The 15313-nt window shown below is 38.6% G+C and carries 14 protein-coding genes and 1 riboswitch; of the genes, 1 reads left to right on the forward strand and 13 read right to left on the reverse strand.

Annotation, left to right across the window (positions count from 1 at the left end; translation table 11 throughout):
- Window positions 1-75 precede the first annotated feature (75 nt).
- Window positions 76-184, reverse strand: a riboswitch (SAM riboswitch).
- 98 nt (window positions 185-282) lie between these two features.
- From J0A69_RS14830 to J0A69_RS14880, 11 genes are all read right to left on the reverse strand, one after another.
- A complete protein-coding gene (locus tag J0A69_RS14830; RefSeq protein WP_206587390.1) occupies window positions 283-927 on the reverse strand; it encodes a carbonic anhydrase in 645 nt (214 codons plus the stop codon).
- Complete coding sequence (locus J0A69_RS14835; protein ID WP_206587391.1) at window positions 924-2465, reverse strand: SulP family inorganic anion transporter; 1542 nt, start codon at window positions 2463-2465, stop codon at window positions 924-926. The genes J0A69_RS14830 and J0A69_RS14835 overlap by 4 nt, the downstream gene beginning before the upstream one ends.
- A 101-nt stretch (window positions 2466-2566) precedes the next feature.
- Window positions 2567-3901 carry an argininosuccinate lyase gene (gene argH, locus J0A69_RS14840; protein ID WP_206587392.1) on the reverse strand — a complete coding sequence of 445 codons (1335 nt, stop codon included), beginning with the start codon at window positions 3899-3901 and terminating at the stop codon, window positions 2567-2569.
- Between the two features lie 8 nt (window positions 3902-3909).
- Window positions 3910-4992: a M20 family metallo-hydrolase gene (locus J0A69_RS14845; RefSeq protein WP_206587393.1), complete on the reverse strand. Its 1083-nt coding sequence runs from the start codon at window positions 4990-4992 to the stop codon at window positions 3910-3912.
- Between the two features lie 15 nt (window positions 4993-5007).
- Window positions 5008-5808: an acetylglutamate kinase gene (argB, locus tag J0A69_RS14850; protein WP_206587394.1), complete on the reverse strand. Its 801-nt coding sequence runs from the start codon at window positions 5806-5808 to the stop codon at window positions 5008-5010.
- A 23-nt stretch (window positions 5809-5831) separates the two neighbouring features.
- Window positions 5832-6773: a Rossmann-fold NAD(P)-binding domain-containing protein gene (locus J0A69_RS14855; protein WP_206587684.1), complete on the reverse strand. Its 942-nt coding sequence runs from the start codon at window positions 6771-6773 to the stop codon at window positions 5832-5834.
- 21 nt (window positions 6774-6794) lie between these two features.
- Window positions 6795-7943, reverse strand: coding sequence for an aspartate aminotransferase family protein (locus tag J0A69_RS14860; protein ID WP_206587395.1), 1149 nt, complete (start codon window positions 7941-7943; stop codon window positions 6795-6797).
- A gap of 54 nt (window positions 7944-7997) precedes the next feature.
- Window positions 7998-8966 carry an N-acetyl-gamma-glutamyl-phosphate reductase gene (argC, locus tag J0A69_RS14865; protein ID WP_206587396.1) on the reverse strand — a complete coding sequence of 323 codons (969 nt, stop codon included), beginning with the start codon at window positions 8964-8966 and terminating at the stop codon, window positions 7998-8000.
- Window positions 8959-10152 (reverse strand): argininosuccinate synthase, encoded by a 1194-nt coding sequence (locus J0A69_RS14870; protein ID WP_206587397.1) that lies wholly within the window; start codon window positions 10150-10152, stop codon window positions 8959-8961. The genes argC and J0A69_RS14870 overlap by 8 nt, the downstream gene beginning before the upstream one ends.
- A gap of 36 nt (window positions 10153-10188) precedes the next feature.
- The gene (locus J0A69_RS14875) at window positions 10189-10872 is read right to left on the reverse strand and encodes a GNAT family N-acetyltransferase (protein WP_206587398.1); all 684 of its coding nucleotides are present in this window, start codon (window positions 10870-10872) and stop codon (window positions 10189-10191) included.
- A gap of 378 nt (window positions 10873-11250) precedes the next feature.
- Window positions 11251-12504, reverse strand: coding sequence for an aminotransferase class V-fold PLP-dependent enzyme (locus J0A69_RS14880; protein WP_206587399.1), 1254 nt, complete (start codon window positions 12502-12504; stop codon window positions 11251-11253).
- A 236-nt stretch (window positions 12505-12740) separates the two neighbouring features.
- Between J0A69_RS14880 and J0A69_RS14885 the strand changes: the two genes are divergently transcribed.
- The gene (locus tag J0A69_RS14885; protein WP_206587400.1) at window positions 12741-13448 is read left to right on the forward strand and encodes a DsbA family oxidoreductase; all 708 of its coding nucleotides are present in this window, start codon (window positions 12741-12743) and stop codon (window positions 13446-13448) included.
- A 13-nt stretch (window positions 13449-13461) separates the two neighbouring features.
- Here the strand turns inward: J0A69_RS14885 and J0A69_RS14890 are convergent, their stop codons facing one another.
- Together J0A69_RS14890 and J0A69_RS14895 are read right to left on the reverse strand one after the other, a co-directional pair.
- Window positions 13462-14376, reverse strand: coding sequence for an SMP-30/gluconolactonase/LRE family protein (locus J0A69_RS14890; RefSeq protein WP_206587401.1), 915 nt, complete (start codon window positions 14374-14376; stop codon window positions 13462-13464).
- Between the two features lie 17 nt (window positions 14377-14393).
- Window positions 14394-15287: a hypothetical protein gene (locus J0A69_RS14895; RefSeq protein WP_206587402.1), complete on the reverse strand. Its 894-nt coding sequence runs from the start codon at window positions 15285-15287 to the stop codon at window positions 14394-14396.
- Between the last annotated feature and the right edge of the window lie 26 nt (window positions 15288-15313).

Here is a 15313-nt window from a genome sequence, read left to right on the forward strand (position 1 = left end):
TACCCAATAACAAAACAGGGATGCGTTTGAAGCCAAGAAAGAGAATGAAGTAAATCCAGCGTGCATGTTGCAAAGAATTTATAGTTCCAAATAAGACCATCTCATTTGGCAGGAATTGGCACCTTGGATTTTCCAGGTTGCCAGAGGGTCTATGAGCCTGTCTCTCGCCTCTTCTTTATAAATCCTAGCACTTAAAAAGTGGAAGGATGCTGCAAAGTAATATTCCGAAATTGGATTTTCAAAATGAAATCTCAATTTCGGAAAGGTTTTTATTAAGAAGAATCAGCCCAATTGGTCTTGATCATATCTAAATATCGGATTGATATTTTCAAAATCAGGATCAATTTTTACTAATTCTGAGACTAATCCATTTTGCAATCCATAAACCCATCCATATACATGTGGAGCATTTCTTTGCTTCCATGATTTTTGAATAATGGAAGTTTTGATTAGGTCTTGGCATTGCTCGATCACATTGAATTCAACCAGCTTATTGACTTTTGCTGCATGTCCTTCAATGGCATCAATTTCATTTTTATACATTTTATAAACTTCTTTGATGTTTCTGAGCCATTTGTTGATCAAACCTAAATGGTCATTTCCAAGTGCGGCATCAACACCACCGCAGCCATAATGACCGCATACAATGATATGCTCAACCTTTAGAACTTCCACCGCATATTGTAATACACTCAAGAGATTCAAATCTGTATGGACCACCATGTTTGCGATGTTTCGATGGACAAATATTTCTCCGGGGTCGGTTCCTGTGATCTGATTGGCAGGGACTCGACTATCCGAACAGCCAATCCACAGAAACTTAGGCTTTTGTTGCTTTTCTAATCGTTTAAAAAAGGATTGGTCGGATTCAATCATTTCCTCTGACCAGGCTTTGTTTTGAAGTAAAAGTTTTTCGTATGGATTCATATGGTTTTTTCTAGTTTGTAGCGAAAGCCTTCTGTGGTGACTTCTATGTTTTTGTCAAAGGAGGTTAAAATAAAATCATTCAATACCTCTTGAATATCATGATCTATAAATCTTGCTTTTTCAGCATTGATTACCACTTGACATCCTGAAGGGATTCTTGAAAGTTCTTTCATCAAAGGTGCTTTATTTAAGAAACTTACGTCTTTTTGAAGTTGGACTAAATAATTCCCGTTCAATTCCGTGATTCTGATTGACTTTTGGAAGTTAGTTTTAATGACAAAGAATAATCCAAAGGCCATTCCTATCCCAATTCCTACCAAAAGATCTGTGAATAAAATTGCAAAGACTGTGACAAGGAAAGGGATAAGTTGATCCCAACCTTTTTCATATACTGATATAAATATCGAAGGCTTGGCTAATTTATAACCTACCATAAAAAGTATCGCAGCTAAACAACTTAAAGGAATCTTATTGAGAATACCCGGAATAGACAAAATCAAAACCATCAATAAAACCCCATGGAAAATGGCTGACATTTTGGTTTTAGCCCCACTGGTAATATTAGCAGTACTTCTTACAATTACAGCTGTAACAGGAAGTCCTCCAATCAAACCTGAAAATGAATTGCCTATCCCTTGTGCCACCAATTCTCTTGAACTTGGAGTTATTCTTTTTTGAGGATCCATTTTATCGGCTGCATCCAGGCAAAGTAAAGTCTCAATCGATCCAACTACTGCAAGGGTAAATGCGATAATCCAAAAAGGTGCAGTTGCTATTTGAGAAAAATCAGGAAATGTAATTAAGCTTCCCAATTCACTGAAATCAGATACAACTGGAATTGTGACTAAATGTTCTCCATCTAAGGTCCAAGCAGGAATCCAAAATTTATAAGAAACATTGATTAAAATCCCAGAAAGTACAGCCCATAACGCACCTGGAACTGCACCAAAAATTTTATGGTTTTTTAAAAAAGGTTGCTCAAAAGCTATTAAAATTCCTAAAGCCACCAAAACGATCAGAATAGCCCCAGGGCTATTGAATTCAAATGCATACCAAATCTCAGAAAAAGTATTATGGTCATCTGATTGAAGAAAAGTCTCATCACCCATGGTGTCTTTATCATATCCTAAAGCGTGGGGGATTTGCTTAAGGATCAAAATCAATCCAATAGCAGTCAACATGCCTTTGATGACAGAATGTGGAAAATAATATCCCAATACACCTGCTTTTAAGAGTCCAAGCCCTAATTGAATCAAACCAGCAATTACTAGAGTTGCGAGAAACAACTGGAAGGTACCAAGGGAGGAAATTGAATCCAAAACCACAACAGTCAATCCTGCTGCTGGTCCACTTACACTGACATGAGATCCTGAAAAAGCTCCCACTACAATTCCTCCAATAATTCCTGCAATCAAACCAGACATAGGAGGTGCACCACTAGCGATAGCAATCCCTAGACAAAGGGGTAAAGCAACTAAAAACACTACCAAACTTGACTTAAGGTCATATTTGATATTCTTACCGAAAAGGCTTTCCATGAAGGGTTATTAAAATAAAAGAGAAGTGTTTTTCATTAAACACTTCTCTAAAATATCATTTTTCGCTAAGACTATCGCTACTTTTCCTGTTTCATTAGGAACTAGCTCAATAAGCTTAAATAAGCCGCATCAATTTTGTCAAAATTGAATCCTTTTACTGCGTTTTCCATTTTTTGTGAAATTTCAGCCAATCCCAAATTACCAATACTTCCTTCGTGGGTATGGGAAATTTTGCTTTGATCGGGAGAAAAATTATCGGCTTCTATATCCATCCCAACTTGCTTGTAAGCATCCCTGAAAGGAATTCCTTTTAAAACCAAATCATTGACAACTTCCACTGAAAATACATGTTTGAAAAAAGGATCCTGCAAAATTCCTTTTTTCACTTTAATTGATTTCAGCATAAAGGTGCACATGCTCAAGCAATCTCTCAATGTTTCAATTGCTGGAAAAATTTCCTCTTTCAGCAACTGCAAATCACGATGATATCCTGTAGTCGTATTTGTTAATAACAACGAGACAGTGGTAGGAACACCTTGGATTTGATTGGTTTTTGCACGCATCAACTCGAACACATCCGGATTCTTTTTATGAGGCATGATACTGCTTCCCGTGGTCAAATCATCAGGGAAACTGATAAAACCAAAATGCTGATTCATAAACAAGCAGACATCACTTGCCAGTTTATTCAAAGTTCCCGCCATGCCTGCTAAAGCAAAAGCCAAGGTTTTTTCGGCTTTACCACGGCTATTTTGTGCATTGATCACATTATGATGCAAATCCGCAAATCCCAGCAATTCGGTAGTGAAGGTTCTGTCCAGAGGAAAGCTTGATCCATAACCTGCAGCCGAACCTAAAGGATTTTTATTTGCCAAGTCAAAAGCAGCTTGCAACATTCCCATATCCTCGCTCAAACCTTCTGCAAAAGAACCAAACCAAAGTCCAAAGGAAGATGGCATAGCCAATTGGGTATGGGTATAGCCAGGCATTAGATCTTCTTTATGCTGATCCGCTAGTTTGACCAGTAAATCAAATAGGGTAGAGGCTTCTTCCACCAATTCCCTAATTGCTGATCTGTAGTATAACTTCAAATCCACTAGGACCTGATCATTTCTACTTCTGCCACTATGAAGTTTTTTTCCTACTTCTCCGTAGCGCTCAGTCAGTAAAAATTCAACCTGAGAATGCACATCTTCTACTCCAGCAGCGATCTCAAAGGTTCCCTTTTCAATTTCATAGTAAATTTCTTTCAGGCCCTTTTGTAAAGTCGCATTGTCCTCAGCAGTCAATAAACCTACTTTAGTCAACATATGGGCATGCGCCATTGAACCTAAGACATCAAATGGTGCCAAAATGATATCGAACTCAGGATCTCTACCGATAGTGAAATTTTCTACCTCCTTCTTATTTCCCGTTGCTTTTTGCCAAAGTTTCATAGTATGATTTACAGTGCTTGCGTCAATAATTTAGTGTAAGTCTCCAAAATGGATATATAGCCTTCGATTCCTTTTTGAATTTCATTCAAATAAATGAACTCATCAGCTGTATGTGATCTTGCAGAATCTCCAGGACCGATTTTCACAGAAGGAAATGGGATTAAGGCTTGATCCGAAAGAGTAGGGCTTCCGTAGGTTTTTAAACCTAGCTCTTCTGCAATTTTTAATATAAAGTGAGATTCAAGAATACTGGAGGATTGCAAACGCATGGAGCGAGGATGCAACTCTGACTTCAGGTTCTCCTTCAGTTCTGCTAAAGCTTCTTCCAGGGTATATGCATCTGTCACCCGGACATCCAAAGTAAATTCACAAAGATCCGGAACAACATTGTGTTGCTTTCCCGATTGAATAACAGTTGCTGAAACTTTCGTTTTTCCTAAAAACTCTGATTCCCTTTTGAATTTAAAATCGCGGATTTTCATCAGGTCATCCAAAGCAAGATAAAGCGCATTTACACCCTCTTCTCGTGCTGCATGTCCAGCTTTTCCCCTCATTTTAGCATCAATCACCATCAAACCTTTTTCAGCAACAGCCAGGTCCATCAGTGTTGGTTCGCCTACAATGGCCAGATCACATGCTGGGATTTGTGAAACCACAGAGGCAATTCCATTCGGGCCTGAAATCTCTTCCTCAGCTGATGCAATTAAGATCAAATTGAAGGGTAATTCATTTCCGAAGAAATAACAAAAAGCAGCTATAAGACTCACCAAAGGACCACCAGCATCGTTACTTCCTAACCCAAAAAGCTTTCCTTCCTTTTCGATTGGAGAGAAAGGATCGAGTGTATAACCAGCATTAGGCTTTACAGTATCATGATGGGAATTCAACCAGATAGTTGGTTTTCCAGGGTTAAATTCACTTGCAAAAGTCCAGATATTATTTCCTGACCTTTGAAAAGGAATTGTTCTGGCTTTAAAAAAATCTTCTAGAATGGCTGCAGTTTGCTCTTCTTCCTTTGAAAAAGAAGCGCTTGAAATCAACTGTTTTAGAAGCTGAACTGCATCCTCATATAAATTTTCGATAGTCTTCACGGCTGCTTGTCTCGATCAATAAAGATCGTAGCGATGTCTTTCTATGGTAGTACCAGATAATTTTCCTTTGGCAGCAAGCAAAAGGTTTTCGGCTTTGCCAATCCAAACGTGATTTACACCTTTCATTAACGCTTCGAATGCATTATCCAGCTTTGGAATCATTCCGGAATGGATAACATTTTCCTTTTTCAGTTCCTGATAAATATCCTCATTGATCAAAGGAATGATCGAATTTTCATTTTTTTCATCAATCAGAACCCCGCTCTTGTTAAAACAGAAATACAGATTCACCTGATGCTCTGCAGCTAAACTTGTAGCTAAGGCAGAGGCGATACTATCTGCATTGGTATTGAGCAATTGACCTTTTTGATCGTGAGTGATTGCATTGACCACAGGAAGTAAATCTGCCTGCAACAAATGATCGATAAGTTTAATATTCACTTCTTTGATATCACCCACAAAGCCATAATCAATTCCTTTAACTGGCCTTTTGATGGATCTTATCAAATTACCATCAGCTCCTGTCATTCCCAAAGCATTCACTTTTAATGCCTGAAGTTTAGCTACAATCTGCTTGTTGATCAGACCGGCATAAACCATCGTCACCACATCCAATGTATCTTTATCTGTAATCCTGCGTCCATCAACCATTTCAGGCATGACGCCAAGGGATTCGCCGAAGCGAGAGGCCATAATTCCACCTCCGTGAACAAGAATTTTATGTCCAGGGAATTTGGAAAAGAGGCTTAAAAACTCATCTAATTTTTCAGGAAAGTCGATGACATTGCCACCGATTTTAATAATACTGATTTTCATAGGTCGATAGGTTTGAGGCTTTATTAAATCAAATGGCTGATCACTGATTGAGCAGCATAGATTCTATTTTCGGCTTGTTTTTGTACCAAAGATCTCGGTCCATCCAATATTTCATCAGATAGTTCCAGATTTCTTCTTACAGGCAAGCAATGCATTACTTTGGCATTTGGTGCAGCTTTTAGATGCTTTTCAGTCAGCATCCAAGAATGGTCCGTAGAAATGATTTTTCCATAATCATTAAATCCAGACCAGTTCTTAACATAAACAAAATCAGCATCTTGTAGTGCTTTACTTTGATTATATTCTATAGTTGCACCTTCGGTAAATTTCTCATCCAGCTCATATCCGGCAGGATGGGTGATTGTTAGATCATGACCCATTCCGAGTGTCCATTCTGCGAAGCTATTTGCTACAGCATGTGGAATCGCTTTGATATGAGGTCCCCACGTCAGCACTACTTTTGGTTTCTTGATATCCTTTGAATGCTCCTGAATGGTAATCTGATCAGCAAGACTTTGCAATGGATGTCGGATGGCCGATTCCAAACTGATCACCGGAATCCCTGAATACTTCACGAATTGGCTGAAAACGAAATCGCTCATATCTTCCTCTTTATTTGTCAAGGAAGGGAAAGCTCGGATCGCCAGGATATCAAAATAACTACCCAATACACCTGCAGCATCTTTTATATGCTCCACAGTGCCTTTATTCATTATAGCTCCCTCATTCATTTCAAGAGCCCAGCCTTCCTTGTCCATATTCAGAACAATCGGCTCAACGCCTAGGTTGGATGCAGCAATCTGAGTGGATACTCTTGTTCGAAGGGAAGGGTTCAAAAAGATACAACCGATTCTTTTGCCCATACCTTTTTGGATATCAATCCTAGGATCAGCCTTATAAAGCAAGGCTTTATCTATTAATTGCTGGCCTAAAGCTTGGGATTCGAACTGGGTGAATTTTTGAATTTTTATTGAACTTGAGTCCATTTATTTAAGAATAGGGGATTGTGCTAGAATTTGAGTTAATGCTGATATGAACGAATTTAGCTGATTCCATTCGATATTTAAAGGAGGAAGCAGTCTAATGGTGTTTGAGGAGGCGGCACTACCAGTGAAAATATGGTATTTTTTGACCAATTCGGATCTAACAGGCCCTGCTTCACGATCCAGATCAATACCGATCATCAGGCCATTTCCACGGATATCAATGATTCCTGGAATGTGCTTTAGTTCTTCCATGACTTTGGCACCAAGTTCAGCTGATTTCTGGATCAGGTTTTCTGCTTCCAAAACTTCCAAAACTGCCATACCAGCTGCACATGCCAGGTGGTTTCCTCCGAAAGTGGTTCCTAACAACCCATAGCTTGATTTAAAGTCAGGTGAAATAATGATTCCTCCAATTGGAAAACCATTTCCCATTCCTTTTGCCATGCTGATGATATCCGGCTTGATATTCTTTACCCATTGATGAGCAAAAAACTTACCTGTTCTACCAAATCCAGATTGAACTTCGTCTAAGATCAATTTCACTCCAAAATCCTTGCAGATATTGGCTAAACCAGTCAAAAACTCAGGAGATGGAACTTGAATACCACCAACACCTTGGATTCCTTCAATGATAATCCCAGCAATATTTCCTTGTTTAACGCGGAGCTCTACTGCTTGCAAATCACCCCAATGTAGGATTTCAAAGTCCTCTCTAGCATTGCATGGAGCGACGATCTTAGGATTGTCTGTCAATGCAACTGCTCCAGAAGTTCTTCCGTGAAACGCCCCTGAAAATGAAATAAAACCAGATTTACCAGTAGCAAAGGATGCCAGCTTTATCGCATTTTCGTTTGCTTCTGCTCCGGAATTGCATAAAAACAGTCTGTAATCAGGATATCCAGACAATTCCCCCAATTTCTCAGCGTATTGCTTTTGAATAGGAATTTGTATGGAATTGGAATAAAAAGCGATCTGATTCAGTTGATCCTGAATTCGCTTTACATAATGCGGGTGGGTATGCCCAATGGAAATGACGGCATGTCCGCCATATAGATCCAAATATTCTTGTCCTTGATCATCCCAAAGTTTAGCGCCTTCGGCTTTAACAGGCGTCACCGGGATAAGCGGATATACATCAAATAAATTCATCTTGAATTAAAGATAAGAGTAAAGAAATAAGAAGGTTTGACCTTGGGTCAAAATTTAAAAAGCGATGCTTTTCAGGTTTAATCCAGCTTTCTCATCCAGTCCAAAAGCCAAGTTGTAATTTTGAACAGCTTGACCAGAAGCTCCTTTTAACAAGTTGTCAATGGCTGAATAAATAACCAATTGACCAGCTTCTTTTTGAACATGAATTATACACTTATTGGTATTAACAGCTTGTTTCATATCTATGTCCTGATCTGAAACATGCGTAAAAGCTGCATTCTTGTAGAATTCATGATAGGCTTTCCTTGCTTCTTCCTCAGTTCCTTCAAAAGGAAGGTAGGCTGTCACCCAAATTCCTCTTGGGAAATTCCCTCGATAGGGTACGAAAAGCAATTCAGCGTCAAATCCTGAATTCAACTGCCTAAAAGTCTGCCTTATTTCTTTCAAATGTTGATGTGTAAACAATTTATATACAGACATATTGGATGATCTGTAGCTGAAATGAGAAGTTTCAGCAAGTTTTTTACCTGCACCTGTACTTCCTGTGATCCCTGAAATATGAATAGCTTCAGTCGCCCAACCCGCAGCAATAGCCGGAGCCAAAGCCAGCTGAATTCCAGTAGCAAAGCAACCTGGGTTTGCTATCTTTTTCGAATTAGCAATAACAGCTTTATTTACCTCAGGCAATCCATAAACGAAACCGTGAGATTGATCTCTAAAATCTGTAGACAAATCAATAATGACTGTATTTTCAGAAAATGGATGTGCATCCAAAAATGATTTTGTCTCTCCATGCGGTAAGCCTAGGAAAACTGCATCAATCCCTGAATTAGGCACTTCATCTGTGAAAACAAGATCACAATCTCCAATTAGATCAGGATGAACTTCGGATACTTTTTTCCCTTTTTGGCTATTGCTATGAACGCAAACCAACTCACAGTGCGGGTGATGCACCAGAATTCTCAATAATTCTCCTCCTGTATAGCCAGCTGCGCCAATAATGGCTGTTTTGATTTTAGTCATCGCTGCTGTTTACTTTATGGAATATCGCAGTTTGATTTCCTAAAATTCGCGTGAATCCTTTTACATCTTCTGCAGTGTATCCTTTATTCATCTCTCCATAGCTACCAAACTTAGCAGACATCAAATCATGATCAGAGATGATTCCCAACAAAGTAAATCGGTAGGGCTGCAAAAGAACTCGAACTGTTCCAGTTACATATTCTTGGGTGCTTTGTAAAAATGCTTCCAAGTTTCGCATCACTGGATCCAAATAATGTCCTTCATGCAAGTGATTTCCGTAAAATTCAGCTTGCTGATTTTTCCAGAACATTTGCCATTTGGTCAAAGTATGTTTCTCCAACAATTGATGCCCTTTGATAATCACGATAGGAGCGGCTGCTTCGAAGCCAACTCTTCCTTTGATACCAATAATTGTATCACCCACATGAATATCTCTTCCAATGCCAAAAGGAGCGGCTAATTTTTGAACTTCTTGAATGGCATCCACAGCATGCTCATAGGAAATACCATTAACGGATTTTAATTCTCCCTTTTCGAAACCAAGGGTAATTTCCTTCGCTTCAGTTTCGGTCATTTGAGTAGGCCAAGCAGATTCTGGCAAGTAATCAGATGAAGTCAAAGTCTCTTTACCTCCAACAGAAGTTCCCCAGATTCCTTTATTAATAGAATATGCAGCTTTCTCGAAATTCATCGAAACACCGTGCTTTTTCAAATATTCGATTTCTTCTTGTCTACTAAGCTTCAGATCACGAATAGGAGTGATGATTTCAATATCCGGTACAATGGTTTGGAAAATCATATCAAATCTTACCTGGTCATTTCCAGCACCGGTAGATCCATGAGCTACAGACTTGGCTCCAATAGATTTTGCATATTCTGCCAAAGACTTGGCTTGCAAGATTCTTTCTGCAGAAACAGAAAGGGGATAAGTTTGATTTTTTAGAACATTTCCAAAAATCAAGTATTTGATAACTTCTTGATAATAAGTCTCAACTACATCAAGAACTTTAAAAGAAGCAATACCTAAGCTTTCGGCCCTAGACTGGATTGTTTCTAATTCCTCGTTTGAAAAACCTCCTGTATTTACTAACACAGCATGAACTTCATATCCAAGTTCTTTGGAAAGGTGTAAGGCACAAAATGTGGTATCTAAACCACCGCTATAGGCTAAAACGACTTTTTTCATTTATCTATGGTTTGACTTTGACTAGGTAAATATTGATTATAGGAAAAAGCTTGAAACTGAATCTTTTGACTTATTCAGTTTTAGCATGACATATTTTTTGAGTCTGACCCAACGGTCAAACAATTTGATTTCTTTTTTAAAATCCTGTCTTAAAGCCATTTCTTCCACTTGGCTTTTTTTGGCATTTGGGTCATAAAGCATTGCGGTGCAAAGGCAATTCTGACGGTTTTTACTCATCAAAATCTCATAATTCACACAGCTTTGACAACCTTTCCAAAACTCATTATCATCGGTCAAATCCGCATAGGAAACAGGAATGTATCCCAAGCCGGAATTGATTTTCATCACTGCGGCTCCAGTAGTCAGACCGAATATTTTGGAATCAGGGTATTTTTTACGGCTTAGCTTGAAAATTTCTTGTTTGATTAATCGAGCCAATCCAAACTTTCTGAATTCGGGTGAAACGATCAATCCGGAATTGGCAACATACTTACCATGTCCCCAAGCTTCAATGTAGCAGAAACCTGCCCATGTTCCATCTTGAGTCAAAGCAATGACAGCCTTTCCTTCATCCATTTTGGTTTCAATGTAAGCAGGGCTTCTTTTGGCGATACCTGTTCCGCGGGCTTTTGCAGAGTTTTCCATCTCATCAGTGATGATGGTTGCATATTTTTTATGGGACGGATCGGCCACAATGATTTTAAATGAAATATTTTCCATGTTTGAATGCATGAATTTAATCCTGGAGTAAACCGGAATATTTTTTTAAGAACAAGAAGGGAATAAAGCGAGTGGGTTTTCCTCGTAGGAAAACAGAGTATAACAATAAGGGTTAAACCCTGAAAAAGAACCTATACCTCCTCAAAGGAGTGAAAAATAACATAACACGCTTCACTGCAGCTATAGGAAGTGCAAAATTAGAAGTTGGCGCTATGTAAGAAATCGTGTTCATTCGTTTCGGGTAGCAAAGTTGAGTTCTTTGAAAACTAATTGCAAGTAAATTCTTTAATTTTTTAAACCTTAAGACCAAAAATTTTGCCAAAAACTCAATAGCTTACTTTAATTCCCGTTACGCCTTTTTAACCAAATTTTATTCTGTCAAGCATTTCCTGACATTTCTTTTATTGCCTTTACAAATTTATCCATTTCATTTTCTGAGGTATAAACGTTGGGAGAGATTCTACAACCATATACTCCAGCACCATTAATACCCACTGTATAGATCTGATATTTATCCATTAAAACCTTTGCCATCTCAATTGGAGGCACTTTTTCAATGCCAACATTTGCTATCCCGCAAGACCTTTGAGGTTCAATAGGAGTGTTCACTAGTACACCCGGTAAATCCCTCACTTGATCTGACCAATATTTTTGAATGTATCTCAATCGCTCTTCTTTTCTCTTGCTTCCCATTTTATTATGGAAGTCAACAGCATCAATTACAGCCAGATCAGTGGAAACAGGATGTGTTCCTGTGTGATTTAAGTTCAAAATTGTCTTTTGATCCAACTCATAAGGAGCCAATAAAGGCCTGATTTTTTGACTCTTACCATTTTTGACATAAAGCATTCCACAACCTAATGGAACACTTAGCCACTTATGTAGGCTGGAACCATAATAATCACAATCCAATTCAGAAATATTAAAATCAAAATGTCCAACAGCATGGGCACCGTCCAGCATGATTTCGACTCCGTGACTATGAGCCATATCCGCGATTTTTCTTACAGGTAAAATATGACCGGTGATATTCACGATATGAGGAACCATCATCAATCTTGTTTTTGGCGTAATAGCTTGTTCATAAACAGCTACGATTTCCTCATCATTCTCAGGATGCATCGGGATATCTATCTTTTTCACTTTTATCCCATACCTTCTTTCTGCCAATTCAAACATATTGAGGAGACTACCATAATCCTGGTTGGAAACAATCGCTTCATCTCCTTTTTGCCAAGGATAGCCTGAGATAATCAAGTCGATGGATTCAGTCGTGTTTCTAGTCAAAACCACTTCCTCAGGACTAGCTCCAACAAGTTCAGCTACTTTTGCAGCAGATTTGGCTTTGTTTTCCCATTGTACTGTACGCATGTAGCTGGAAGCATGGTAGTTTACATCCCGTAAGTGTTGAATATATTTTTCCAGAGTTTCTTCAGGAAGAAAGCAGTAATATCCGTTTTCCAGATTGATATAATCAGGTTTCAACTTGTAAGCAGCCCTCACTTGATCCCAAATATCAGGTGCAGAGAAATCCAAATCATTTATGCTTAGTGATTTGGCTTTTGATTCTAAAATTGATCCAGTACTGAAACCAAGAAGAGTCAATGCCTTGATAAATGAGCGCTTATTCATAGTTGAGGGTTTTTAATGAATTACAAAATGTAAGAAATCAACCAGACAATTAATAGGAAAATAGCCATCCACATGATCCAGGGAGATCGTTTGGGAAATTCAAATTGACAAATAGGACAGATTTTTGCCTTTTCATCAACTTCCATAGCACAGGAGGGACATTCTTTTGTTTTCAAGTTTGCGGTGAACTCTTTTGTGAAAAATCTGATTTGGATGTTTAAGTAAATTAAAAACTCATGAAAATAGAAATATGGTCTGATGTAGTTTGCCCTTTTTGCTACATCGGAAAGCGAAAATTGGAAAAAGCATTAAATCAATTCCCTCATAAGGATCAGATCGAGATAGAATGGAAAAGCTTTCAACTCAATCCTGATCAAAAAACTGATCCAAGTCTCAATAGCCTTGAGTATTTATCCAAATCCAAAGGCTGGTCAATGCCTCAAACCATTCAGATCACCCAACAGGTAGTTGAAATGGCGAAGCAGGAGGGACTGGACTTTCAGATGGAAAAAACTGTTGTGGCAAATACAAGAAATGCCCATCGCTTGATCCATTTGGCAAAAGAGAGTGGAAAAGGTGGGGAAATGAAGGAACTTTTGTTGCAGGCTTACTTCACAGATGGTAAAAATGTAGATGATCCTGAAACCCTACTTGCATTAGGTCTGGAAATCGGGCTTAATGAAGCTGAAATAACAGAGGTTTTGACTTCCGAAAAGTTTGATCAAGAAGTTGAGGAGGATATTTATGAATCGAGACAAATTGGGGTTAGGGGAGTTCCTTTCTTCGTTTTGGATAGAAAATTTGGGATTTCAGGCGCACAAGCTGATGAGGTTTTTGATCAGACGCTCCAAAAAGCCTGGGACGATTATGTAAAAGAAAACCCTGTACTTGATATAGCACAGGGTAATTCTGATAGCACTTGCGAAATTGATGGGGACTGTTAAGTCCCTATTTTTTTTACCAAACCCCACGGGTTTTCATTTGCAAAGAATAAACAGCATCCATAGCTGTAATAAAAAGCGTTTTTCTATCCAAGGCTCCGAAAACCACATTTGCAGTCCATTTAGCTGGAACAGGAATATGTGCGATTTGCTCTCCATTTCTGTTGAAAACTGTCACTCCATCACCTGTCAGATATAAGTTGCCTTTGAAATCGATGGTCATTCCATCTGAGCCTTTTTCGCAAAACAGCCTTTTGTTGGTCAGATATCCATCTTCGCGAATGTCATATTTATAGGTTTTATTGGCTCTGATATCAGCTACATATAATGTTTTTCCGTCAGGGCTGCCTACAATTCCATTCGGTTGCACCAAATCATCTGTCACCCGAAAAAATTCTGAGCGATCCTCAGAAACATAATAAACGTGCTGCCCATCTTGTTCCATTTCAGGTTCTCTGATTCCTTCCCAATATTCTCTCGGATACAATGGATCAGTGAAATATAAGCCTCCTTGAGGTCTTACCCAGATATCATTTGGACCATTCAGTTTTTTCCCTTTGAATCCAGCCAATAATACCTTTTCATTCCCATCTTGGTCGATTTCCCAAAGCTCATTTTTTTCATCTGCTGCAGTGATTAGGGTATTATTGAGCATAAAGTACATACCATTAGAGCGACCAGCATTTTCTTTGAAGACTGTCACCGTGTTACTTCCTGCAGACCATTTATAGATTTTATTATTGGGTTGATCCGTAAAGAAAACGTCTCCCATACGATTGACGGCAGGGCCTTCAGTAAACGTAAATCCATCCTGCACTTTTACTAATTCAGCATTTCTGGCCACAACTCCGCCTCGATCTTCGATTTGGGCAAGTAAAGAGTTTGAAACAACCAATGCGGCAACAAAAGCTGCGTATTTTAAAGGGTTCATAGTATTAATTGATTTTTTTATTTTCTATCCATCGCCACAACTAGGATTTCCAAATCCTCACTGTAGGCCATTCTTGTGATATTTTGATGTGTATCGGAATTAATGGTTCCAACCAATTCCCAGTTAGTTTCAGTATACTTTCTCTTGTAAATATTATTTCCACTTGCCATCAGCAAGTAGTTTTTGTCCAGCCAAATGAAATCCTGAGAACCTGGAACTCCAAAGTAATACTCTGATCTTTCAGCCGATTCGATATCAAAACTTTTCAGCATAAAAGCTTTTTGTCCACCCACATCCCTAAACTCATCTGTTGAAAGGTAAGTGATTTCACTGGTCTTTGGTCTTTTAATAATAGCTCGGGCAACTGCCGAATCTATTGTCAAAATATCGTTTCTGCCTCTTGCATAAACCAGATGATTGGGCTCACCTAAGACAAACATAGCCGCCTTATTATCATACCAATCGTAATAACCCACAGGTTCGATATCATCATAAAGCAATTCAGCCGGCTCGAAAGTAAGTGGATACAACCAAACTCTCTGTTTTTTATCCGGTTCAGAAACTACAGCTGAAATATACATGCCACAATCAGTGATCATGGGAGAATTTTCATTTCGGTCCGATGTCCGGCTCATGTTGGTAAACTTCTTAGAATTGAAGTTGTAGACAATAATATCGAAATTATCATTTTCATCAGCTGCAGAGAAAACCATTTGGTATTCATTGATAAAGCTTGGCTGATTATCGTATTCCGGTCTATTTGTCAATGCATAAGCAGTTTCCGGAAGAATCTTGAATTTGCCGGATTTCCCAGAAGTCTCTACCACCCAAAGGTCAGTAGCTGTCTGTGCAAATGCAGGAAAAGACAGAACTGAGGCCAGAAAAAAGGAGAAGGAATAAAGAATTTTCATCTTTTGTTAAAATTGATCAACCAAAA

The sequence above is a fragment of the Algoriphagus pacificus genome, from assembly GCF_017254845.1.
Lineage (GTDB): Bacteria > Bacteroidota > Bacteroidia > Cytophagales > Cyclobacteriaceae > Algoriphagus > Algoriphagus pacificus.

What these genes read in the sequence shown, in the direction of transcription:
- J0A69_RS14830 (WP_206587390.1), bottom strand. Translation starts at nt 927, where the DNA reads ATGAATCCATACGAAAAACTTTTACTTCAAAACAAAGCCTGGTCAGAG.
- J0A69_RS14835 (WP_206587391.1), bottom strand. Translation starts at nt 2,465, where the DNA reads ATGGAAAGCCTTTTCGGTAAGAATATCAAATATGACCTTAAGTCAAGT.
- argH (WP_206587392.1), bottom strand. Translation starts at nt 3,901, where the DNA reads ATGAAACTTTGGCAAAAAGCAACGGGAAATAAGAAGGAGGTAGAAAAT.
- argB (WP_206587394.1), bottom strand. Translation starts at nt 5,808, where the DNA reads ATGAAAATCAGTATTATTAAAATCGGTGGCAATGTCATCGACTTTCCT.
- J0A69_RS14860 (WP_206587395.1), bottom strand. Translation starts at nt 7,943, where the DNA reads ATGAATTTATTTGATGTATATCCGCTTATCCCGGTGACGCCTGTTAAA.
- argC (WP_206587396.1), bottom strand. Translation starts at nt 8,966, where the DNA reads ATGACTAAAATCAAAACAGCCATTATTGGCGCAGCTGGCTATACAGGA.
- J0A69_RS14870 (WP_206587397.1), bottom strand. Translation starts at nt 10,152, where the DNA reads ATGAAAAAAGTCGTTTTAGCCTATAGCGGTGGTTTAGATACCACATTT.
- J0A69_RS14875 (WP_206587398.1), bottom strand. Translation starts at nt 10,872, where the DNA reads ATGGAAAATATTTCATTTAAAATCATTGTGGCCGATCCGTCCCATAAA.
- J0A69_RS14880 (WP_206587399.1), bottom strand. Translation starts at nt 12,504, where the DNA reads ATGAATAAGCGCTCATTTATCAAGGCATTGACTCTTCTTGGTTTCAGT.
- J0A69_RS14885 (WP_206587400.1), top strand. Translation starts at nt 12,741, where the DNA reads ATGAAAATAGAAATATGGTCTGATGTAGTTTGCCCTTTTTGCTACATC.
- J0A69_RS14890 (WP_206587401.1), bottom strand. Translation starts at nt 14,376, where the DNA reads ATGAACCCTTTAAAATACGCAGCTTTTGTTGCCGCATTGGTTGTTTCA.
- J0A69_RS14895 (WP_206587402.1), bottom strand. Translation starts at nt 15,287, where the DNA reads ATGAAAATTCTTTATTCCTTCTCCTTTTTTCTGGCCTCAGTTCTGTCT.